The organism is Enterobacter sp. BIDMC 27 (assembly GCF_000534415.1).
GTDB lineage: Bacteria > Pseudomonadota > Gammaproteobacteria > Enterobacterales > Enterobacteriaceae > Enterobacter > Enterobacter hormaechei_C.
Genome location: NZ_KI973178.1, coordinates 3,100,389 through 3,124,018, shown reverse-complemented (window position 1 = coordinate 3,124,018; position 23,630 = coordinate 3,100,389). Strand labels below are relative to the sequence as shown.

Annotated in this window: 7 protein-coding genes; 2 read left to right on the top strand and 5 right to left on the bottom strand. The window is 59.3% G+C overall.

Features of this window, described 5'->3' with window-relative positions; all coding sequences use genetic code 11:
- Positions 1 to 110: 110 nt before the first annotated feature.
- A complete protein-coding gene (locus L463_RS07965; RefSeq protein ID WP_032673213.1) occupies positions 111 to 16,319 on the bottom strand; it encodes an Ig-like domain-containing protein in 16,209 nt (5,402 codons plus the stop codon).
- 121 nt (positions 16,320 to 16,440) lie between these two features.
- Complete coding sequence (locus L463_RS07970) at positions 16,441 to 17,778, bottom strand: TolC family outer membrane protein (RefSeq protein WP_023296579.1); 1,338 nt, start codon at positions 17,776 to 17,778, stop codon at positions 16,441 to 16,443.
- A 732-nt stretch (positions 17,779 to 18,510) separates the two neighbouring features.
- Between L463_RS07970 and L463_RS07975 the strand changes: the two genes are divergently transcribed.
- Both L463_RS07975 and L463_RS07980 read left to right on the top strand, forming a co-directional pair.
- Positions 18,511 to 19,254 carry a DeoR/GlpR family DNA-binding transcription regulator gene (locus L463_RS07975; protein ID WP_015570569.1) on the top strand — a complete coding sequence of 248 codons (744 nt, stop codon included), beginning with the start codon at positions 18,511 to 18,513 and terminating at the stop codon, positions 19,252 to 19,254.
- A 13-nt stretch (positions 19,255 to 19,267) separates the two neighbouring features.
- Positions 19,268 to 20,335, top strand: a complete 1,068-nt coding sequence (locus L463_RS07980) for an oxidoreductase (RefSeq protein ID WP_032103737.1) — start codon at positions 19,268 to 19,270, stop codon at positions 20,333 to 20,335.
- 41 nt (positions 20,336 to 20,376) lie between these two features.
- Here the strand turns inward: L463_RS07980 and cybB are convergent, their stop codons facing one another.
- The 3 genes from cybB to L463_RS07995 form a co-directional block, all read right to left on the bottom strand.
- Positions 20,377 to 20,907, bottom strand: coding sequence for a cytochrome b561 (gene cybB, locus L463_RS07985; protein WP_032103739.1), 531 nt, complete (start codon positions 20,905 to 20,907; stop codon positions 20,377 to 20,379).
- A gap of 87 nt (positions 20,908 to 20,994) precedes the next feature.
- Positions 20,995 to 22,434 (bottom strand): aldehyde dehydrogenase, encoded by a 1,440-nt coding sequence (aldA, locus tag L463_RS07990; protein ID WP_032103740.1) that lies wholly within the window; start codon positions 22,432 to 22,434, stop codon positions 20,995 to 20,997.
- A gap of 198 nt (positions 22,435 to 22,632) precedes the next feature.
- Positions 22,633 to 23,427 carry a YdcF family protein gene (locus L463_RS07995; protein ID WP_017384495.1) on the bottom strand — a complete coding sequence of 265 codons (795 nt, stop codon included), beginning with the start codon at positions 23,425 to 23,427 and terminating at the stop codon, positions 22,633 to 22,635.
- Positions 23,428 to 23,630: the final 203 nt, after the last annotated feature.

Genomic DNA, 23,630 nt, shown 5'->3' with positions numbered 1-23,630 from the left:
TCGAACACTGTCTAAACGAGCCCGCAAAATAATCTTGTGAAATATAGGGTTATGGCTATTCGTGTAAAGAAACGCAAAAGGCCGCGAGGATCGCTCCCCGCGGCGTTGTTTTACGCAATTAACAGTTGATGATTGGCCAACAGCGTCGCCAGATCCGTCTGCACGCCGTTCAGCGTTACCAGCGTGGTGGGCGTGAACTGACCGCCCGTCCCGTCCAGGTCAACCTGGATCTCGGTGTTGCTGCCGTTTTGCACAACGCGGATGTAGTCGGCGATGTTGCCCGCGCTGCTGTCCAGCGTCGCCACGCCGTTCACGTAGCTCGCCGAGCCGGTGCCGGTATAGCCGCTGTCGGAAAGCAGGTCGCGCAGATCGATACGGTCCGTATCCGCCGTCCCTTCCCAAGTGCCGACGGTAAAGCCGTTCACCACATCGCTACCGTTGCCGCCCGTCGCGTCAGACGCGTTGATCAGCTTATAGAGCAACGTATCGTGACCGCCGCTGCCGATGTTGAAGGTGTCGTTCCCGCCCCGGCCTTCGAACTGGTTATCACCGCTGTTGCCGGTGATCACGTCGTCATAGTCGGAGCCGTTAATCCCTTCAATATTCAACAACCGCGTGGTACCGAATCCGGTGTCCTGCGCCGTTGAGAGGCGCAAATCAACGGTTATCCCAGAGGTGGCATTACGATAATCCACCACGTCCATGCCGCCGGTATTGCTCCAGGTGTCGTAGTCGGAATGGGTATTCCAGCCGCCGGAGCCGTTATAGGTATAGGTCCCATCCTCTGCGATAAAGGTGTCGTTATACCCGGTACCGGTAATGGTTCCGCTGTGGCCGCCGGTGGCCGCTTCGGCGGTGAGAACATAACCCTCTTTGCCGTTGCCCGCGTCCAGGCCGGTCCAGGTGACGTTATCCGAGACGCCGTTGGTGATCTTCACGATCTCCGCCGAGTAGGTTTCGTTCGGATCCAGCCCGTAGAAACTCACCAGCGCAGAGGTATCGTTCGAGCCAATGCCGGACTGAGCGTTGATGATCTGCGAGGCCACCAGCACGCCCGCAGCGTTATACAGATTGACCGTATTGCCGTAGTACGCGTTGATGCCTTCGCTATCGACAATGTGCAGATGCATCGCGGTACCGTCAGCGATCTCCGCATTGTTCTGCACCAGCACCACCTTACCGTTCTGCTGAGACACCAGCAGATCCTGCGCACCGTCCCAGTTGTAGTCCACCGCGGCGACGCCGGTGACGTTGGCCAGCCCAGAAGCCAGCTGGCTTGAAGTCCAGGTTGAGCCGTAGCCGTTGTTGGTGAACAGGGTCGCCGTCTGTGAGCTGCCGTAGGTGCTGAGCTTGATGATGTCCATCTGCCCGTCACCGTTCCAGTCTACCGCCACCGACAGATAGCCCGCCGTGGCGTTAGAGGCTTCCACCGCGCTTTTGGTCGTGGAAAGCTGCCCGGTACCGTCGTTGTAGTAAATCACCCCGCCGTTGTTGTTGTAGCTGCTGCCGAGGTACAGATCCATGTAGCCATCGCCGTTAAAGTCCGCCCACGTCATGGAGGCCGCCGTGGTGGTATTCGAGGCGTTGGCCACAAACACGTTGGTCAAGTTCTGGCCAATGGAAAGCGTACCGTTCCCGTTGTTGTTAATCACGGTGAGCGAGTACGCCCCGCTGCGGTTGGTGTGCTGCACGATGTCCACGGTACCGTCGTTGTTCAGGTCGACGCCGGAGATTTCACGCCCGGAATCGAACTGGCCGTAGAATCCACCTTCCCCGCCGGTGCCGTCCGGCGACAGAACGCCGTTGGTATTCACCAGGTAGGTCAGGGAGTCCATACCGGCATCGCCGTACGCCAGATCAAGATAGCCATCGCCGGTTTTATCGTAGGCAATTACGCCGCCGTACCAGATGGTGGTTCCCATCGCCAGCTGGCTGGCGGTGTAGCTGCTGCCATCGTAGGTCCACATCACCTGCGTAGAGCCCGCGTAGGTGTTCTCCGTCGCAAAGATATCCTGCGTGCCGTTACGGTCAAAGTCAGCTGCCGTCTGGCTCACCACATAGTAGCTACGGGTGTTAGTTAACGTATTCCCGGCATAGGTTGAATCATCGCTGCTGGAATAAGACTGTCCATTAGCAATGATATTCCACAGCCCGCTGCTGTTCATGCCGAGAGTCATGGTTGAGTTGTTGCTGTTCCCCGCAGTGGTCGCCCAGTCGGTATTCACCGAGGTGGTATCGATCACCAGGCTACCGGTTGCCGTACCGGTGGTGTTACCGTTGCCCGCGCTACTCTTCACCTGCGCGGTTACGTCGTAACTCGCCACACTCAGGGCATCGCTGTCCGGGATCTGTAGATACCAGGTATTGTGATCCGGGTCGACGACCACCGCACCGCCGGTCTGGGAGGTGTAGGTTTTCCCGTTCACCGTCACCACCAGATATTCACCGTTCACCAGGTCTGCGGAGACCGTACCGCTGACAATCGGCGTGGTATCCGAGGTGGTCTGGGCAGTAATCGCCGCGGTGGTGGTCGGGATGCTGGTATCGACGTTCAGCACAAAGCCATCCGATTCCGTGTAGTTACCGGCTTTGTCGGTGACGCGCAGAATGTAGGTGTGATTCCCGTCGAGCAGGCCGTTGTCCTGATAGGACCAGCTTGCGCTGCCGTTCATCGTGACCTGACCCAGCAAGATCCCGTCCCGGTAAAGCTGCACGATTTCGCCATCTTCCGGAGCGCGGTTAAGCGTACCGTTGATCAGCGGCGAGGTATCGTCCGTCGCGACTGATGCGCCGTACGTGCCTGTACGTTCACCTTCCCCGTCGGTATAGCTGACCACCGTTCCCACCGTGTCAGGCGGCGTGGTATCAACCGTTACCACCTGCGAAGAGGTTGAGCCGACGTTGCCCGCCTGGTCGATGATCCGCACCTGGTAGGTGTAATCCCCATCTGCCAGATCGCGGGTATCCGTATAGCTCCAGCGCTGGTTAGTGACGGTAGTGTCAATCCAGGTATTACCGCCGTCGAGGCTGATCTGTACGCGCTCGTCGCTGGCCAGCGCGCTGCCCAACGAGCCGTTGATCGTCAGCGAGGTGTCCATGGTGATGAAATCACTCCCGGACTGCCCGGTATCTTCGCTGATGCTGTCAATGGTGATGCCGTACTGCGGCGCCTGGGTATCCACCGTCACGTCCTGCGTGGTGGTGGCCCCAACGTTGCCCGCCTGATCGACAACCCGCACCTGATAGCGGTAGTCGCCGTCGGCCAGGGTGCGGGTGTCGTTATAACTCCACCGGGTGCCGCTTACCGTGGCGTAAACCCAAGTGGTGCCGCCATCCATGCTCACCTGCACATACTCACCCGCCCCGAGTTCGGCCCCAAGCGTCCCGTTGAGCGTGTACGAGGTCGAACTGGTCAGGAAGTCGTTATTGTCGAAGCCGGTATCGACGGTGATGTTATCCACGGTCACCGTAATCGCCGCATCCGGCGCGACCGTATCGACCGTCACCTGCTGATGAGCGCTGGCACCTACGTTGCCTGCCGCATCCACTACGCGAACGTAGTAGTCATAGGTCTGGTTACCCAGCGTGCGGCCGTCCACGTAGTACCAGCTGTTGCCAGTGACGATCACGTTCTGCCAGGTGACCCCGCCGTCGATGCTGATCTGGGCATATTCGCCGTCGGCCAGCGTTGCGCCGAGCGAGCCGTGCAGCGTCAGGGAGGTATCATTGGTGATAAAGTCGCTGCTGCTCAGGCCGGTATCGTCGCTGATGCTGTCGATAGCGATCGTTTTGCTGGCGTCCGGCGCGACGGTATCAATGGTCACCACCTGGCTGGTAGTGGCGCTGATATTCCCCGCGTCGTCAATCACCCGCAGCTGATAGTTGTAGTCTCCGTCGGCCAGCGTGCGGCCGTCAACGTAGGTCCAGCTCAGGCCGCTGACGCTCACGTCAGTCCAGGTTGCGCCACCGTCGAGGCTGATCTGAGCGTGGTCGCCGCTGCCCAGGGCCGCGCCGAGCGTCCCTTTCAGGCTGATCTGGTTGTCGCTGGTAATAAAGTCGCTGTCGGACAGGCCGGTATCCTGCGAGACGGAATCCACGGTAATAGTCGCCGCCGCAGGCTTCGTCAGATCGATTACCACGTCCTGGCTGTCCGTTGCCCCAACGTTGCCCCCATTGTCGATCACGCGCACCTGGTACTGGTACGTACCGTCGGTCAGGGTACGGCCATCGGTGTAGCGCCAGGTGGTGCCGGTGACGGTCAGGTCAATCCAGGTGGTACCGCCGTCAAGGCTGATCTGCGCCTTCTCGTTATTGCCGAGCTGCGCGGTCAGGGAACCATTCACCACCACCTGGCTGTCGTTGGTGATGAAGTCATTCGCGCTGAGGCCGGTATCGTTTTGCAGGGAATCAATGCTGATCCCCATCGACGGTGCGGTGAGATCCACGGTAACGGTATGGTTATCGCTGGCGCTGTTGCCGATGGCGTTGCTCACCTGCGCGTTAATCACGTACGAACCGCCGTCCGCCAGCGCGGTCACGTCTGCGCTGCCGACCGTATAGCTCCAGGTGCCGTCATTTTGAACGGTAGCCGTGTAGGTTTTACCGTTAAGCGTAATGGTCACCGTCTGGCCCGTTGGCGCATCGGTGGTGCCGCTGATAACCAGCGGCGTGCCGTGCTCGGCGGCGTTGACGATATCATCCTGCGCAAAGGTGTTAATGGCGATGGTCGGCACGTCGCCGTTCAGCGTCACGTCGTGCGTTGCGCTGCCCGGGTTACCTGCCTTATCGCTCACCGTAGCCGTAATGGTGTAATCCCCGTCGCTCAGTCCGAGGAAGTCGCGTCCCGGCACGAAGACGGACCAGGAGCCATTCGCCGCCACGGTCGCCTGATAGCTGTTGCCGTTGAAGGAGACGGTCACCGTCTGGCCCTGCTCCGCGGTGGTGGTCCCGCTGATGGTCTGTCCCGCCAGCTGCTCGGCGTTGTTGACGATATCGTCATCGGCCACGGTGCTGATGGTCACGGCTGGCGCGACGGTATCGACCGTTAAGGTATGCGTCGTCTGGCCGTTATTACCCGCCTTGTCGTTCACCGACGCGGTGACCGTCAGCGCGCCTTCGCTCAGGTTGGCAAGATCGGCGGCCGGGACGTCGAGCGTCCAGGTGCCGTCGTTTGCCACAAGCGCAGTGTAGGTTTTCCCGCCCAGCGTGACGGTCACCGTCTGGCCTGCTTCCGCGCTGGAAGAGCCGTGTACGGTGAGCGGCTGTTGGGCTTCCGCCGCATTCAGCACATCGTCGCCCGACAACGTGTTCACGCTAATCACCGGCGCGGTGGTGTCCACGCTGATGGTGTGCGTCGCCGAGGCGCTGTTCCCGGCGCTGTCCTGCGCCGAAACAGAAACCTGGTAGCTCGCGCCGTCGGCCAGGGTGCCCACGTCGGCGGCCGGTACGGTGGTTGTCCAGGAGCCATCGCTCTGGATAGTGGCCGTATAGCTCTTACCATTCAGGGTGATAGTGACCTGCGTGCCGTTAGCAAACTGCGCGCTGGAGCCGTTGATGACCAGCGACGCCCCCGCTTCTGCCGCATTGATCACGTCATCACCGCTGAGGGTGTTGACGGTCAGCGCGACCGATGCGGTATTTACCACCACGTCATGGGTCTGGGTGCTGCTGTTGCCCGCGCTGTCGGTGATTGTCGCGCTGAGGGTCACGGTGCCGTCGGTCAGGGCAGAAATGTCGCTGGCAGGAACGCCCACGCTCCATTTGCCACTGGCGTCAACGGTGGTGGTGTACTGGTTCGAACCTATCGTGATGACCAGCTTATCGCCGACGCTGGCGCCGGTTGCGGTGCCGCTGATGACCTGCGCCTGCCCGTGCTCAACGCTGTTGATGACGTCATCGCCCGCCACGACGTTAAAGCTGACGGTCGGCGGCGTGGTATCGAGCGTAATCGCTTTGCCCGCGCTGCCCGGGTTACCCGCGGCGTCACTCACGCTCACCTGCACGGTGTAGCCGTTATCCGCCAGAGTGGACAGATCGGCGGCCGGCACGTTAATGCTCCAGACGCCGCCCTGCTGAACCTGTGCGGTATAGCTGTTTCCACCGAGGTTAACGGTTACCGTCTGACCGACTTCAGCCGTGGTGGTGCCGGAAATGGCCACGCCCGCAGCCGCTTCGCTGCCGTTGATCACGTTGTCGCCGGCTACCGTGTCGATGGTCACGGTTGGCGCCGTGGCATCGACGCTGTACTCCCGGCCCGCAGACGCGCTGTTGCCGTTCACATTGGTCACGCTCACCTGCACGCTGGCGTCGCCGTCTTTCAGACCCGCAAGATCCGAGGAAGGCACGGTGGCCGTCCAGTTGCCGTCGGCATCGACTTTGGCGGTGTACGTCTTGCCGCCGAAGGTGACGGTAACGGTCTGGTTTTCCTCTACGTTCGAGGTGCTGCCGGACAGCACCAGATCCGCGCCTTTTTCTGCCGCGTTAATCACGTCGTCGGTGGCGATGGCATCAATGCTGATCGCCACGGCTGCCAGATCGACGGTGACGTCGTGGCTGATAGAGACCGGATTGCCCGCCGCGCTCTGGCCTGCAACGGTCACGGTAACCGTGCCCGCAGCCAGGGCCCCGACGTCTGCTGCCGGGATCGCCGCGCTCCAGGTACCGTCTGCCAGCACGGAGGCCGCATAGGTTTTGCCATTGACGGTCACGGTGAGCGTAGTGCCTGCCGCCAGTCCGTCGCTGGAGCCGGTGACAATCAGGTTCTGTCCATGCTCGATGCTGTTAATCACATCGTCGCCCGCGACGGTATCCACGCGCAGGCCCGGCAGGCTGGCGTCGATAGTGATATCGCGCTCGCCCGTTCCCGTATTGCCATGGTCATTAGTGACGGTTGCTGACACCGTTAAATCGCCATTGCCCAGCGCGGTCAGGACGGATTCCGGCACGTTAACGGACCAGGTCAGATCGCTCTGCACCGTCGCGGTATAGGTGTTGCCGCCGATGTTCACCGTCACGGTGTTACCGATGTCCGCGTTCGCCACCTTACCGGTAATGGTCTGGCCTGCGGCCACTTCCGCCGCGTTGATGACGTTGTCCCCCGCCACGGTGTTGATGGTGACGGTTGGCAGCGCGGTATCGACAAGCAGGTTCGCCGTAGTGCTGATGCTGTTGCCCACGCCGTTGGTGGCCGTCGCGCTCAGGGTGTAGCTGGCTTCACCGAGGCCTGACAGATCCGCAGCCGGAACGGTCAGGCTCCAGGTGCCGTCTGCCGCAGTCGTCGCCGAGTAGTTTTTACCGTTCAGGGTCACGGTGACCACGGTGCCTTCCGCCAGGTTGGCGCTGGTGCCGTTGACGCTCAGATCCTGCCCTTTTTCTACCGCGTTCAGGACGTTGTCATCGCTGATGGCGTTGAAGCTGACCGACGGCAGACCGGTATCGACGGTCACATTATGCGTGCCGCTGCCGGTATTGCCCGCCGCGTCGGTGACTGACGCAGTGACGGTCACGCTGCCGTCGCTGAGGCCTGAAATCACATTCGCCGGAACGCCCACGCTCCAGTTACCCGCCGCATCCAGCACGGTGGTGTACGACTGGCCGCCGATGGTGACGGTGACGGTGTCGCCCGCCGCCGCGCCGGTGGCGGAGCCGCTGATAATTTGCGCCTGATTGTGTTCAGCCACGTTAATCACATCGTCGCCTGCAACGGTGTGGATGGTCACCGCAGGTACGGTGACGTCCACCGTCAGGGTGTGGTCAACCGACGCCGGGTTACCCGCCTTGTCGCTGACTGAGGCGGTGACCGTCACGCTGCCGTCGGTTAATCCTGCCAGATCCGCCGCCGGAACGTTCAGCGTCCAGCTGCCGTTCGCGCTGACGGTTGTGGTGTAATCTTTGCCGTTCAGCGATACGGTCAGCGTCTGGCCTGCTTCGGCGGTACTGGTGCCGGAGATTGCCAGGTCTGACTGAGCTTCCGTGGCGTTCAGGATATCGTCGGTGGCAATCGTGTTGATGGTCACGGACGGCGCGGTAGCATCCACGCTGTACTCACGGCCCGCCGAGGCGCTGTTGCCGTTCACGTTGGTGACGCTCACCTGCACGCTGGCGTCGCCATCCTTCAGGCCAGCCAGATCCGCTGACGGCACGGTGTAAGTCCAGTTGCCGCTGTCGTCCACGGTGGTGGTGTAGATCCTGCCGTTCAGACTGATGGTCACGGTCTGCCCGGCTTCCACGTTGGTGGTCACACCGGACAGTACCAGATCCGCGCCCTTCTCCGCCGCGTTAATCACGTCGTCGGTGGCAAGCGCATTGATGCTGATGGCAACGGTAGCCAGATCCACGGTCACGTCGTGGCTGATGGTGATCGGATTACCCGCCACGCTGTCACCGGTAACGCTGATTTTCACGGTGCCTTCCGGCCACGCGCTCACGTCGGTGGACGGGATCGCCGCGCTCCAGGTGCCGTCTGCCAGTACCGTTGCCGCGTAATCTTTACCGTTGACGGTAACCGTCAGCGCCGTGCCCGGCGCCAGCCCGTCGCTGGAGCCTGAAACAATCAGGTTCTGCGCGTGCTCGATGGTGTTGACCACGTCGTCACCCGCCACGGTATTCACGCGCAGGCCCGGCAGGTTAGCGTCGATAGCGATCTCGCGTTCGCCGGTGCCGGTGTTGCCGTGGCCGTTGGTGACGGTCGCCGTCACGCTCAGGCTGCCGTTGCCGAGTGCGGTCAGAACGTCAGACGGCACGTTGACGGACCAGGACAGATTATTCTGCACCGTTGCGGTGTAGCTGTGGCCACCGATAGTCACGGTCACGGTGTTGCCCGCTTCGGCATTCGCCACGGTGCCGCTCAGTGTCTGGCCTGCCGCCACTTCCGCCGCGTTGATGACGTTGTCGCCCGCCACGGTGTTGATGGTGACGGTTGGCAGCGCGGTGTCGACAAGCAGGTTCGCAGAACTGCTCACGCTGTTGCCAACGCCGTTGGTGGCCGTCGCGTTCAGGGTGTAACTGGCCTGACCGAGACCGGCCAGATCCGCAGCCGGAACCGTCAGGCTCCAGGTGCCGTCTGCCGCAGTTGTCGCCGTGTAGTTTTTACCGTTCAGGGTCACGGTGACCACGGTGCCTTCCGCCAGGTTGGCGCTGGTGCCGCTGACGCTCAGATCCTGGCCTTTTTCAACGGCGTTCAGGACGTTGTCATCGCTGATGGCGTTGAAGCTGACCGACGGCAGACCGGTATCGACGGTCACATTATGCGTGCCGCTGCCGGTATTGCCCGCCGCGTCGGTGACTGACGCAGTGACGGTCACGCTGCCGTCGCTGAGGCCGGAAATGACGCTGGCCGGAACGCCCACGCTCCAGTTACCCGCCGCATCCAGCACGGTGGTATAAGTCTGGCCGCCGATCGTGACGGTGATCTTATCGCCCGCCGCCGCGCCGGTGGCGGAGCCGCTGATAATCTGCGCCTGATTGTGTTCAGCCACGTTAATCACATCGTCACCTGCAACGGTGTGGATGGTCACCGCAGGTACGGTGACGTCCACCGTCAGGGTGTGGTCAACCGACGCCGGGTTACCCGCCTTGTCGCTGACGGCCGCGGTCACGGTGACGCTGCCGTCGGTTAATCCTGCAAGGTCAGCTGCCGGCACGTTCAGCGTCCAGCTGCCGTTCGCGCTGACGGTTGTGGTGTAATCTTTGCCGTTCAGCGATACGGTCACCGTCTGGCCTGCTTCGGCGGTGCTGGTGCCGGAGATTGCCAGGTCGGACTGCGCTTCTGAGGCGTTCAGGATATCGTCGGTGGCAATCGTGTTGATGGTCACGGACGGCGCGGTAGCATCCACGCTGTACTCGCGGCCCGCAGACGCGCTGTTGCCGTTCACGTTGGTGACGCTGACCTGCACGCTGGCGTCGCCGTCTTTCAGTCCGCCCAAATCGGCAGACGGTACGGTCGCCGTCCAGTTGCCGCTGGCATCCACCGTCGCGGTGTACAACTTGCCGCCGAAGGTGATGGTAACGGTCTGGTTTTCTTCCACGTTGGTGGTCGAGCCAGACAGCACCAGATCCGCGCCTTTCTCAGCCGCGTTGATTACGTCGTCAGAAGCAATCGGATTAATGCTGATGGCGACTGCCGCCAGATCCACTTTCACGTCGTGGCTGATGGAAACCGGGTTACCCGCCGCGCTCTGGCCGTCAACGGTCACGGTGATCGTGCCTGCGCTCAGCGCGCCGACGTCCGCCGCCGGAATAGCCGCCGTCCAGGTGCCGTCCGCCAGCACGGTTGCCGCGTAGATTTTGCCGTTGACGGTGACCGTCAGCGCCGATCCGCTCGCCAGCCCGTCGCTGGAGCCGGTGATAATCAGGTTTTGACCATGTTCGATGCTGTTGATCACATCGTCGCCTGCTACGGTATCCACGCGCAGGCCCGGCAGGCTGGCATCAATCGTGATGTCGCGTTCGCCGGTGCCGGTGTTGCCGTGGCCATTGGTCACGCTCGCTGTTACGGTGAGATCGCCGTTACCGATAGCGGTTAAGACGTCAGACGCCACGTTAACCGACCAGCTCAGGTCGTCCTGAACCGTCGCGGTATAGGTGTTGCCCCCGATACCGATCGTGACAGTGTCACCGCTCGCCGCGCCGCTCACTTTCCCGCTCAGGGTTTGTCCGGAAGCCACTTCCGCCCCGTTAATCACGTCGTCGGTGGCAACCGCATTAATGGTGACCTGCGGCAGCGCGCTGTCGACCAGCACGCTATGGCTGGTATTCGCGCTATTACCCGCGGTATCGGTCACGCTGGCCGTCACGCTGTAGCTCGCTTCGCCCAGTACCGAGACGTTTGCCGCCGGAACGGTGACGCTCCAGTTACCGCTGGCATCGGTGGTGGCGGCGTAACTGATACCGTTCAGGGTTACGGTGATGCGGGTCCCGTCCGGCTGGTTGCTGGTGCCGGAGATCAACAGGTCCTGGCCTTTTTCGGTCGCGTTGATCACGTCGTCAACCGCCAGGGTATTGATGGCAATCACCGGCGCGGTCAGGGAGACGTCAAACGCGTGCGTCGCGCTGGTGCTGTTGCCCGCTTTATCGGTGAGTGTCGCGGAGATCGTCTGATCGCCGTTAGCCAGCGCGCCCACGTCCGTCGCCGGAACGCCCACGCTCCAGTTGCCGGACGCATCCAGCATCGCGGTGTAGTCTTTCCCGTTCAGGCTCAGGGTAATCACATCGCCCGCCTGCGCGCCCGTCACCTTGCCGGTGACAATCAGCGCCTGGCCGTGCTCGGCAATATTAACAATGTCGTCGCCCGCCACAATGTTGAAGATAATCTGCGGCACGGTAGTGTCGACCAGCACGGACGCCCCCGCGCTGGCCGGGTTGCCCGCTTTATCGGACACAGTCACCGTGACCGCCGCGCTGCCGTCGGCGATCCCCGCCAGATCCGCCGCCGGAACGTCCAGCGTCCAGCTGCCGTTCGCCTGCACCTGGGCGGTGTACTGATTGCCGTTGAAGGTCACGGTGACCGTCTGGCCTGCTTCGGCAGTAGACGTCCCGCTCAGGGTCAGATCCTGCGCCGCCTCTGCCGCATTCAGCATGTTGTCGCCGCTGATGGTGTTGATGGTGACCGCTGGCGCGGCGGTATCGACGCTGAATGCCTGCGAGGAAGAGGCCGCGTTGCCGTTCACGTTGGTGACGCTGACCTGTACGCTGGCGTCGCCGTCCTTCAGGCCGCTTAGATCGGCAGCCGGTACGGTGCAGGTCCAGTCGCCGTTGGCATCGACCGTCGTGGTCCAGGTTTTACCCGCTAAGATAATGGTAACGGTCTGGCCCGCTTCAACGTTCGAGGAGGAGCCGGACAGCACCAGATCCTGGCCTTTTTCTGCCGCGTTAAGCACGTTGTCGTCCGTCACGCTGTTGATGCTTATCGCCACCGGGGCGAGATCGACATCCACAACGGTACCGATATTCACCGGGTTGCCGGAGGTATCCTGCGCGCTGGCGCTGATGGTGAGCGACCCGTCTGCCCACCGGGAGACGTCGGCGGCCGGAACCGCAGCCTGCCAGGTGCCATCCGCCAGTACCGAGGCGGAATAACTCTTGCCGTTGATGGTCACGGTGACGGTGCTACCCGCCGCCAGGTCGGTGCTGGTGCCGGAGATAACCAGGTTCTGCGCGTGTTCAATAACGTTAATGACGTCGTCACCGGCGACGGTATCAATGCGCAGGCCGGGCAGCTGGGCGTCAATGGTGACATCCAGGGAAGACGATCCGGTATTGCCGTGCGCGTTCGTTACGCTGGCCGATACGGTCAGGTCGCCGTTGCCGAGCGCGGTTAACTGACTCTGGGTTAACGGCAGGCTCCAGGTGAGATCGTCCTGTACGGTGGCCGTGTATGTCTGCCCGCCGAGGATAATCGTGACGGTATCGCCCGATGCCGCGTTAGAAACCTTTCCGGTCAGGGTTTGCCCTGCGGCCACTTCCGCCGCGTTGACGATATTGTCGCCCGCGAAGTTGTTGAGGGTAACAACCGGCAGCGAGCTGTCCACCAGTACATCGTGCGTGGCAGCGGCGCTGTTGCCCACATTATCGGTGACGCTCGCCGTCACGGTGTAATTGGCTTCACCCAGCGCGCTCACCGCAGAGGCGGGGACGGTAACGCTCCAGTTGCCGCTGGCGTCGGTGGTGGCGGTGTAGTTGATACCGTTCAGATTAACGGTGATGGTGGTTCCTTCCGGCTGGTTGCTGGTACCGGAAAGCAGCAGATCTGCGCCCTTCTCTGCCGCATTGATCACGTCATCCGCGGCCAGCGTGTTAATACCGATAACGGGCGTCACAGTATTGACCACCACATCCACTGAACTGCTGCCGGTGTTGCCGGATTGGTCGGTCACGGAGACGTTAATGGTCCAGGTGCCGTCCGTCAGCCCCTGAACGACGGACGCAGGCAGGCCGAGGCTCCAGTTGCCTGCCGCATCCACCACGGTGGTGTAGTCCACGTTATTGATGGTGATGGTGACCAAATCGCCCGCCGCCGCGCCGGTGACGGAGCCGCTCAGGATCTGCGCCTGAGCATGGGCCAGCTGGTTAACGGTGTTGGTGTCGGTGACGAAATCGTTGATGGTCACCTGCGGCACGGTGGCATCCACCAGCCCAACGCGGTCCGCGCTGCTGCTGTTGCCCGCCACGTCACTGACGGTGGCCGTCACGGTGACATTGCCATCGGTCAGCGCGCCTACGTCGGCGGCAGGCACGTTCAGCTGCCAGCGACCGTCCGCCTGTACCGTGGTCTGGTAAGATTTACCGTTCAGCGTCACGGTGACCGTCTGGCCCGCTTCAGCGGTTGTGCTGCCGCTGAGCACCAGATCCTGCTGCGCTTCTGCCGCATTAATGATGTTGTCGTCGGTCAGGTTATCAAGCGTAATGGCTGGCGGCTGCGTATCGACGATCACCACGCGTGAGGCGTCCGCGCTGTTGCCGTTGACGTTAGTCACGCTGACGCTCACCTGCGCACGCCCGTCGTTCAGCGTTTCCATCGCGCTCGCCGGAACGGTCAGGTGCCAGGAGCCGTCCTGCTGCACCTGTGCAGTAAAGGTTTGATCCGCGAATTTCACCACCACGGTCTGCCCGGCCTCCACGCCCTGCGTCTGACCAGAAAGCGTGACATCCGCACCTTTTTCCGCCGCGTTGAGCATATCGTCAGTGGTTACGGTATCGATGGTGACGGCCACCGCATTCAGGTCAAGCTCGATCGGGTGTTCAGCCGCCACAGTGTTGCCCCAGGCATCTTCCGCGCTGACGCTGACGGTCATGCCTCCCGCCGTCCATGCCTGAAGGTCCGCCGCCGGCACGCCAATCTGCCAGTTGCCGCTGGCGTTAACCGTGGTGACGTATTCGACATTATTGATGGTAACGGTGATCTGTGTGCCTTCGGCCAGATGAGTGCTGGAGCCGGTTACGGCCAGATCCTGCTGCTGCTCGATGGCGTTAATCACGTCATCGCCAGAGATCGTGTTCACGCGCAGGCCCGGCAGTTCGGCGTTGATGTTGATATCACGTTCGCCGGTGCCGGTATTGCCGTGCGCATTGGTGACAGAGGCGCTGAAGGTTAAATCGCCGTCGCCAAACGCCTGGAGGTCGGCCGATGGGATTGTCACGCTCCATTTCAGGTCGCTGCCAACCGTCGCGGTATAGCTCTTGCCGCCCACGGTGACAGAGACGGTATCGCCCGCCGCCGCGCCGGTGACGCGTCCACTGAGGGTTTGGTCAACCGCCGCTTCGGCGTTATTGACCAGGTTATCCCCGGCAAAGGTGTTGACGATCACCTGCGGCAGCACGGTGTCTACCAGCAGATTCGCCTCGGCGGAGCCGCTGTTACCCACGCTGTCGGTGCCGCTGACGCTGACGGTGTAAAGGGTATTCGCCAGATCCAGCACGTCGGAAACCGGCACCTGAACGGACCAGCGACCGTTCTCAACGGTGGCCTGATAGTTAACGTTGTTCAGCGTCACGGTGACAGCGCTGCCGTTCGGCAGATTACTGGTCCCGCTCAGGCTCAGGGGCTGCATGGCCTCCTGCGCATTCAGGACGTTATCCTGGCTGATGGGGTCAAGGGTAAATTCCGGCGGGTTGCCGCTCAGCGTAATGCCGTGCGTCGCGCTGCCGGTGTTGCCCGCCGCATCGGTCACGGAGACCGAAATGCTGTGGCTACCTTCCCCCAGCGCGCCAATGACGGAGGCAGGCACACCGACGCTCCAGCTGCCGTCCGCCTGGACGGCACCGGTAAAGGTCTTGCCGCCAACGGTCACGGTGACAATGTCGCCCTCCGCCGCGCCGTTCGCCTGGCCGGAAATAATCTGCGCCTGCCCCTGCTCGCTGGTGTTCAGAATGTCGTCGCCCGCGACGGTGTTGATAGTGACCACTGGCGCTGCGGTATCGACCGTGAAATCGGCGGTGGTGGATGACCCGTTACCCGCTTTGTCGCTGACGTTTACCGTCAGGGTGTGCTCGCCGTTAGCCAGCGCCTGTACTTCACTGGCCGGAAGCGTAACGGACCAGCTGCCGTCGCTGCCCACGGTCGCCGTGTGATTTTTGCCGTTCAGCGTGACCGTCACAATCTGGCCCGCTTCCGCATCGGTTTTCCCGGTCAGCGTCAGCGGCTGATTATGTTCAGCCGCGTTGATGATGTTGTCCTGGGCGATCGTGTCGACAGAGATCACTGGCGAGGCGGTATCCACGCCAATCGTCTGGCTGCCGGACACGGTGTTGCCCGCCGCGTCTTTTCCGCTGACGTTGACCGTCCAGGTACCATCGCCCAGCGCCTGTGCGTCGGCAGCAGGGACCTTCACGCTCCATGCGCCGTTTGCCCCCACTTCTGCGGTATAGGTTTTACCGTTGAGCGTGACGGTAAGCGCCGTTCCCTGGGCCAGGTTTTTGCTGGTGCCGGACAGCGTAAAGCCAGCGGCCTGCTCGCTGGCGTTGATCACGTTATCGCCCGCCGTGGTGGCGAGCGTCACGCTGGTATCCGCTGTAGAAACGGTTACGGTAATACTGCCCGCAGAGGTCGTTTTATTGCCGTCGATCTGTACGACGGACCAGGTATGTTCCCCGTCCGCCTGGGTCGGGAGTGTTACCGTCCAGGTGCCGTCCTTCGCAACCATGGTGCTGGCGATGGTGCTGCCGTTGCCGTCTTTAACCTGAATGGTCGCGCCCGGCTGCCCGGTACCGCTGAAGGTGGGGGTGTTGTCATCCGTGACCTCTTTTGCACTCAGCACGCCCTGCTTGTCACCCGCGTTGTCCGTCAGCAAAAATGTCGGCGTGGCGCTTTCGACTTCTTTTGTATTATCAATAACCCTGGTTTTGGTTTCACCATCGCCGCCGTGAGCCAGCAGTGCGCCGATCGCACCGCCCCCTAACGCCGCACCGGCAATCCAGCCCCACGGCGCATCGCTTAAGACGCTTCCCTGCTCCAGGAAAGGTTCAATGCTGCTAATGGGTGCAGCCTGTGCGGTTAATTCGGTGGCGGCAACGCCTGATGCTTCCCCGGCATCGGCAAATGAAATATGCGTCAACGCCTGGTTATCGTTAAATACCAGCTCGGAATGATTATGGGTTTCCGTGTCTTCGACAAAATAATTATTGCAGCGGATCACGCTGCCATCTTTCATATAAATGAGGAGGTCATTCCCCTGGCGGACATAACGCACCACGTCCTGAGCTGAACCCTGAATTTCAATCACGCTCGGTGAGGAAATAGAGACCGAGAGATTCCCTTCACCGGTTAATTTCGTCTTCTCTGCCGTTTTGCGAATGATGACATCAACAACTTTTGCGGTACTCATATTCTTCTCCTTGCAGGTGCGCGTATTCCTGTGGATATGTCCACCAGAGGGATGTAGCTATCCTTGGGAAAAATCACCCATTATTGTCTGACTTATTTCGCGCAGAAAGGCGCGCCTTTTTTTAACTTAAATCAGGTAATTTCGCGGCAGCGTTTTTCTCTATTCCGATAAGCGGCAAGAGATTATCCACCGCAGAGGCGTAATTAATCGCCGCACTCCAGCCATCGTATTCAGCCATTATTTTCGCTGAGGTGGCAGACCAGACATCCTGCTCCACGCTGAGCAGATCGTTAATGCTGCGCTTGCTCAGGGTATATTCATTTTTGTAGACATCGCGGGCGCGCAACGCATTTTCCAGCTGACGCTTCCCGGCTTCCATTCGTCCACGCGCCCCGGTCCAGTCGGCCTGTGCGACGGAGGCTTTTTGCAGGACATCAAAACGGGCCTGATCGACCTGGGACGATGCCATTGCCCTTGCGCCCTCGGCCTGACGGACGCGCGCCGAGACCGCGCCGCCCTGATAAAGCGGTGCGTCAATATTGAGCTGGATCTGATCATCCCAGTACGCGCGATTATCAGACTCATAGCGGGTGCGGCCCCCTTTCAGGCTTAAGGTCGGCCAGTGCTGAGACCTGGCGGTTTCTACGCCGTACTGGGCTGAACGCTCCATGTTCTGCGCGGCCATCACCGTTGGGATCAGTGAATAATCAATCCGATTGAGAGAATCCGGCTCCACGGCCAGACCTCCCGGAACCGGTGAATAGCGTTCAGCCTGTATGCCAGTTAATACCGCCAGCCGCGCGCGGGCGCTGTTCAGAGACGCATTATACTGCTCTACCGTCGCCTGCATCCCGGCGATACGGGTGCGGGTCTGAAGCTCATCAGAGGTGGAGCTTACGCCAGCATCGGCGCGGAGTTTTGCCAGTTGCTCAACGTTTTTAAGCGCCTGCACGTTCTCTTTTGCCGCCTGCAACAGATCGCTGTAGCGTTTTACTTCCACATAGCTGAGGGCCGTTTTTTCCGCGACGGCAGACATCGTGCTCATCAGCTGGTAGCGATAGCTGTCACGCTGAGCTGAAGACTGGCTGATGCTGTTATTGGTCTTGCCAAAATCGTACACCAGCTGCGTCAGGCTCAGGCCCCAGGCTGCGGAATTTCGCAACGAGCCGCTTGAATCGGTGGTCTGGCTGTGACCCGTACTCCCGTTCAGGGCTATTTGTGGCATCCAGCCACTGCGCGCTTCGTCTATTTGTGCCTGGCCGATCCCCAGTTGCGCTGCCTGCTGGCTCACCGAGGGGTCGCGATCGAGAGCGAAAAGAATACTTTCTTTCATCGTCATTGCCGCAACGGGAGATATCCCCGCCTGGCCGTTATTTGCATTAGCCGCAGTCACCACCAGCGAAATTAAGGTCAGGGATGCAGATAGTCTGATTAACCTGTTATTGCATTTCATCTTCATAATATCCCCCGACTCCAGGTTATAGCCAAATAAATACCCAGGAAGAGGTACAAATAATTCTTCAGAAATCCCTCACCTCTTCTCGATTAATTTGGGTAATAGTTCCCCAAGCCCATTTCAATTGAGATGAGAGCCGTTCAATCTCTTTTTTTCTTTTAAGAATTTACTTAAATATTTATTGATTCGCAGCATAACAAAATGTGATATGAGCAACCACACCCGCAATGTTAATGCGGTGTTACAAATAAGAAAAAAGATGGGGTTTCTGGACAAAACGTTATAAAAGGCCTTTCAGATGAAACAAATAAACCCCCTGTAATATAAAGAAAATTCTAAAATGCCCCGGTGTACATTTTTGCGTTAATTTCACCCCGAATCAGACACAAGGATTTTCAAAGAAATGTCAACTTAAGTAATACACCGAATAAAATTGAATTATTTTACTTTAAAAATAGAAACTAATAGATATATGCACTAATTTATAATTACAAATTAGTTAAACATTCTGGTTAGAGCCAATAATCCGGCAGCTTAAGCCAAATTTTCAAGTAAAACATAGCGATAACAACATACCTAAAAGATACATACATGTTTTTGATGACTGATTAATGCGATATCAATAATCACATCATTAAACTGTTTTTGGATAACATCCCGCACCTGTCGCGATTCCCTTTCCTGCAAAATGCTGTAAACTGCGATTTATTGCGACATTTTGCAGGATACTGCCCCATGCATAAAACCGCCAGACAGAAATATGTGCTTGATATCATTACTGAGCAAGGCCAGGCCAGCATTACCGAGCTGGCAGAGCGATTGCAGGTTTCGGCGGACACCATCCGTCGCGATCTGACCGACCTGGAAAAACAGGGACTGGCACAAAAAAACCATGGCGGCGCCATCGCGCTGAATCTCTCGACGATGACCCGAGTAAGCAGGAATAGCTTGCTCCCTGAAATTAAGCAGCGGCTGGGTAAACAGGTTGCGCAATGCGTGCCTGCGGGCTCGACGCTTTTTCTGGACGCCGGAAGCACACTGCTGGCCGTTGCCTCTTTCCTTCAGGGGCCGCTGACCATCATCACCCCTTCTCTTGATATCGCCCAGCAGGTTAGCGATCGGGAAGATATTGACCTGATCCTGCTCGGTGGAAAGTGGGATCAGAAACAACGCCTGTTTGCCGGAAGCGCCACCCTTTCCCTGCTCTCTCGCTACCGGGCGGATATTGCCATCCTTGGCGCATGCGCCATCCATGCCGAACTCGGATTGAGCGCCAGTCAGGAGGCGGATGCCGAAGTGAAGCGTGCCATGCTGGCCGCAAGCCAGGCGCACTGGGTAGTCGCCGACCATCTAAAACTCAACCAGTGCGAACCGTATCTGGTGTCAGGGTTATCCGAGATTCATCAACTGTTTTTAGATCGTCCCTGGGCAGAGCTCGGGGACCATAGCGCCTTGCAGGTTACCGTTGGCGCGCATTAACGTGGAGAAGGTCATGAATAAAGTGAAGACAATGAATATTGCGCTGATCGGGTATGGTTTTGTAGGTAAGACGTTCCATGCCCCGCTGATCCAGTCCGTCGACGGCCTGAAGCTGGCGGTGGTCTCATCCCGGGATGAAGAGAAAGTGAAACGCGACCTGCCGGACGTCCTCGTTGTCGCCACGCCGGAAGAGGCCATTCAGCACCCGGATATCGACCTGGTGGTTATCGCCTCCCCTAACGCGACCCATGCGCCGCTGGCCACCCTGGCGCTCAATGCCGGCAAGCATGTGGTAGTGGATAAGCCGTTTACGCTGGATATGCAGGAAGCGCGAGATCTGATTGCGCTTGCGCAAGAAAAACAGCGCCTGCTCTCGGTCTTCCATAACCGCCGCTGGGATAGCGATTTTCTCGGCATTAAGCAGGTGATTGAGCAAGGCCGTATCGGTAAGGTGAAACATTTTGAGTCGCATATCGATCGTTTCCGTCCGGAGGTTCGCGTGCGCTGGAGAGAGCAAAACGTGCCCGGCAGCGGCCTGTGGTTCGACTTAGGCCCGCACATGATTGACCAGACGCTACAGCTTTTTGGTCTGCCGCAGTCGGTACAGGGCAACATCGCCACCCTGCGTGACGGCGCGGAGATTAACGACTGGGCGCACGTGGTGCTGAATTATCCGGAACACAAAGTGGTCCTCCATTGCAGCATGCTGGTGGCGGGTGGCGTTGCCCGCTTTACCGTCCACGGCGATAAGGCCAGCGTGGTGAAAGCGCACATCGATCAGCAGGAAGCCCAGCTGCTGGCAGGCGTCGTTCCGGGTAGCGAAAGCTGGGGTGAAGACAGCGACGCTATGGTGCTGTTTAATGCCCAGGGGGAAGCCAGCGCTATCCCTGCGCCAAAAGGCGACCAGCGGCAGTACTATATAAACGTGCGCGATGCCCTGAACGGCAAGATTGACAACCCGGTCCATCCGGTGGAAGCCCTGGCGGTGATGGCGGTGCTGGAAGCGGCGGTAAAATCTTCGGAAACGGGTTCAACTCATGAACTGGACTTAACGGCGCAGGAGCGCGCGCAACTGCAATAAGCCGCAAAAAAATGCCCTGCGGGTTAGCAGGGCATTATCGGTTACTGACGCTTTTTCGGCATCATGCGCAGCAGCGTGTTGTCCTTCCAGAAGTAGTGATGCATCAGCGCGGCAAAGGCGTGCAAACCAATCACGAAGTACCCCAGATTCGCCAGCGTTACGTGCCACTCCTTTAGGGTATCCACCAGGTCAAAATTCCCCTCCGCCGCATGCGGCATCGTCAGGCCAAACGCAAACCAGTCATTTCCCCGGTTATACATCATCATCATGCCGATCAGCGGCAGCGCAATGAACAGCAGATAGATTACCAGATGCCCGAGATGGGACAGCCCGGTGATCATCGCTTTTGGTTTCGGTTGAATAGGCGGAGCCGGGAATTTGAGGCGGATAAGCAGGCGCGCCACCATCAGCACCAGGATGCTGATCCCGCAGGAAACGTGGATCATATTAATAAGCGGACGATCGGTTCTTGGGAACCACCCTCTGAACTCCATGGCGCAATAGGCCATAATGACTAACAGAAAAACCAGCCAGTGAATGCTGATTTGCAGACCCGTATATTTTGTGCGCATGTTGTTTCCCGATAAAGAATCATTATCGCGCCAACATAACCACCTTTCCTGAAAATGTGAACCCCCTCGCATGGAGGGGGCTCCTGATTACGACTGCAAATAGACAACCTGCGTCTGCAAATACTCATTCAGACCGTGTTTGCCATCCGCCCCGCCGATACCGGATTTACGCCAGCCTGCATGGAAGCCCTGCATCGCTTCAAAGTTTTCGCGGTTAATGTAGGTCTCGCCGAACTTAAGCCCCTTAATGGCTTTCATGGCGACGTTCAGGTCCTGCGTATAAACAGACGAGGTTAAACCGTAGTCGCTGTCGTTGGCCATGTTCAGCGCCTCTTCCAGAGTGTCGAATGCCACCACTGGCAGCACCGGGCCAAAGGTCTCTTCGTGCATGATGGCCATATCCTGACGTACGTCCAGCAGCAGCGTTGGGGGATAAAAATACCCTTTGCCTTCTGCCGCTTTACCGCCAAGGACCACTTTAGCCCCCTCCTGCACCGCGCGCGCCACCTTCTGCTCCACGCGCTCCAGCGCGGCGGCGTTGATCAGCGGCCCCATGGCAATATCCGTTCGCTCAGCCGGATTGCCAAACTGGACGGCTTTCATTGCCTCGCCCAGACGATTCACAAAGCGGTCATAGATCCCCTTCTGGACATAGACACGTTCCGCGCAGTTACACACCTGTCCGGTATTGATGACGCGTGAATCCACAATGGCCTTCACGGCCAGCTCGAGGTCGGCATCGTCCATCACGATGGCCGGGGCTTTACCGCCCAGCTCCAGCCCCACTTTGGTGATGTTTTTCGCCGCCGCAGCCATGATCTTTTCACCTGCCCCGACGCTGCCGGTCATGCTGACCATCGCCACTTTCGGGTTCCCGGCCAGCTCCTGTCCGACGGTTTCACCCCGGCCCAGCACCAGGTTAAAGACGCCTTTCGGCAGGCCAATCTCATCGACGATTTTGGCAAACGCAATGGCGTTGTTTGGGGTAAATTCGCTCGGCTTGATAACGATGGTGTTACCGGTGAGCAGCGCGGGAGCGAGCTTACGGGCAATCAGGAAGAAGGGAAAGTTCCACGGCAGAATGCCGGTGGTGACGCCCAGGGCACGCTTAAACACCAGAATATTTTCGCCCGGACGGTCGCTCTGAATGATTTCCCCTTCATAACGGCGCGCCCACTCGGCCATATAGTCGATATAGTCAGCGGTAAAGTTCACTTCCACTTCCGCCAGCTGCTGGATCTTGCCGCCTTCGGCCACAATCAGCGCGCTGATTTCACTGACGCGCTCGCGGATCACGGCGGAAATTTTGCGTAGCCAGCTGGCGCGTTCAATAGCAGGCAGCGCCTCCCAGCCAGCCTGCGCGCGATCTGCCGCGTCAATGGCCTTGCGGGCGTCCTCGGCGCTGCCGTCGGGGATACGGGAAATGACCTCTTCCGTGGCCGGATTGATCACGTCAATCCATGCATCACCCTGCCAGGCAACAAACTGTCCATCAATATACATAGGATGTTGTACGGGTACTGTCATAACCTGCTCCTGTAATCACACTGTTTTTAACAAGTAAACTTAATGTTAAAAACTATAATTACCGGGGCAATTGCCTACTCTATGAGTCTGTTTTTGTGAGATATCTCATAAAAGAAACGGGTCAGCCCGTTTCCAAAATCACAAATCGGCAACACAGGATGCCCGTTTGCGTAAAAGATGGCGCAAACGGGCAGAGCATCACAGCAGGGAACGGCTCACCAGCGCGTCGGTGAGAATGACGTCGTTTCGCAAGATCTGCCACGCGGCGTCCACATCGGCAGGGATATCGACATGGGCAATGAAATCACGTCCCGCCGGACCATAGCCGTTGATGTCGTCCCTGAGTCGCGGAAATTCACCCAGCACCAGCGACAAGTAGCGCTCTACCGGCCATAACCCCTCGACCGGGCCGCTAAACACCAGACCGTCGTCGCTGTTTTGCAGCACGGGCGTCAGGCCGGGATGACTCACCCATGCGGGCGATGCGGCCTCGTCGCGGCAAACGCGGGCAAACGTAGCCATTGTGCGACGCTGCATTGTCGGGTCCTGCACCACCAGCACCCGGGCGGCGTTCAGTCCGGATTGTTTCATCAACGCCCGGCTGAAGCGGGCGTTTTCGCCACAGTTGGTCGACTGATCCTCAACGTGAAGATGCTCGGCCGGAATGTTCCAGAATTCACGGGCGATGTCGGCCAGAATAGCCGCCTCAGCACGTCCGGTGGTGGGTATCCTGTTATAGCGGGGGTGTTTCGCAATCGCGGCGTAGAGGAAGGTCGTCGAGTGACCGATCCCGCCGCTGATGATCAGAGGAACACCCTGTTCAGCCGCGATTTTACAGGCAGCATCAATCGCGGGGATCACCGCATTACCCGCCAGAATCACCAGATCAACGGGCTGGTTGTCCTGATAGTCGTCCTGAGCAAGCCACGCCCCAACGGTATTCACGGCGTCGAGGGTTGTGCCAGGCAGACAGGGAAAAAGTGCCATTGTCATCGTTACCTCCTTACAGCATACAGAGCCTTCGATTATCCCCCTTTCTTCGCGTCATGCTATGGCATGAATGCTGAAAAAACGGGCCGGGATGTGCTCAAAAAGCACTCACATTTGATTAACATGAGAAAATCGTATTCACTTGAATTATGATTTGCGTCAGCCTTAGAATCATTAGCCCGCTCACAATTCAACTTTTTGAAAGG

Coding starts and splice junctions, on each gene's coding strand:
- L463_RS07965 (WP_032673213.1), bottom strand. CDS start 16,319: ATGAGTACCGCAAAAGTTGTTGATGTCATCATTCGCAAAACGGCAGAG.
- L463_RS07970 (WP_023296579.1), bottom strand. CDS start 17,778: ATGAAGATGAAATGCAATAACAGGTTAATCAGACTATCTGCATCCCTG.
- L463_RS07975 (WP_015570569.1), top strand. CDS start 18,511: ATGCATAAAACCGCCAGACAGAAATATGTGCTTGATATCATTACTGAG.
- L463_RS07980 (WP_032103737.1), top strand. CDS start 19,268: ATGAATAAAGTGAAGACAATGAATATTGCGCTGATCGGGTATGGTTTT.
- cybB (WP_032103739.1), bottom strand. CDS start 20,907: ATGCGCACAAAATATACGGGTCTGCAAATCAGCATTCACTGGCTGGTT.
- aldA (WP_032103740.1), bottom strand. CDS start 22,434: ATGACAGTACCCGTACAACATCCTATGTATATTGATGGACAGTTTGTT.
- L463_RS07995 (WP_017384495.1), bottom strand. CDS start 23,427: ATGACAATGGCACTTTTTCCCTGTCTGCCTGGCACAACCCTCGACGCC.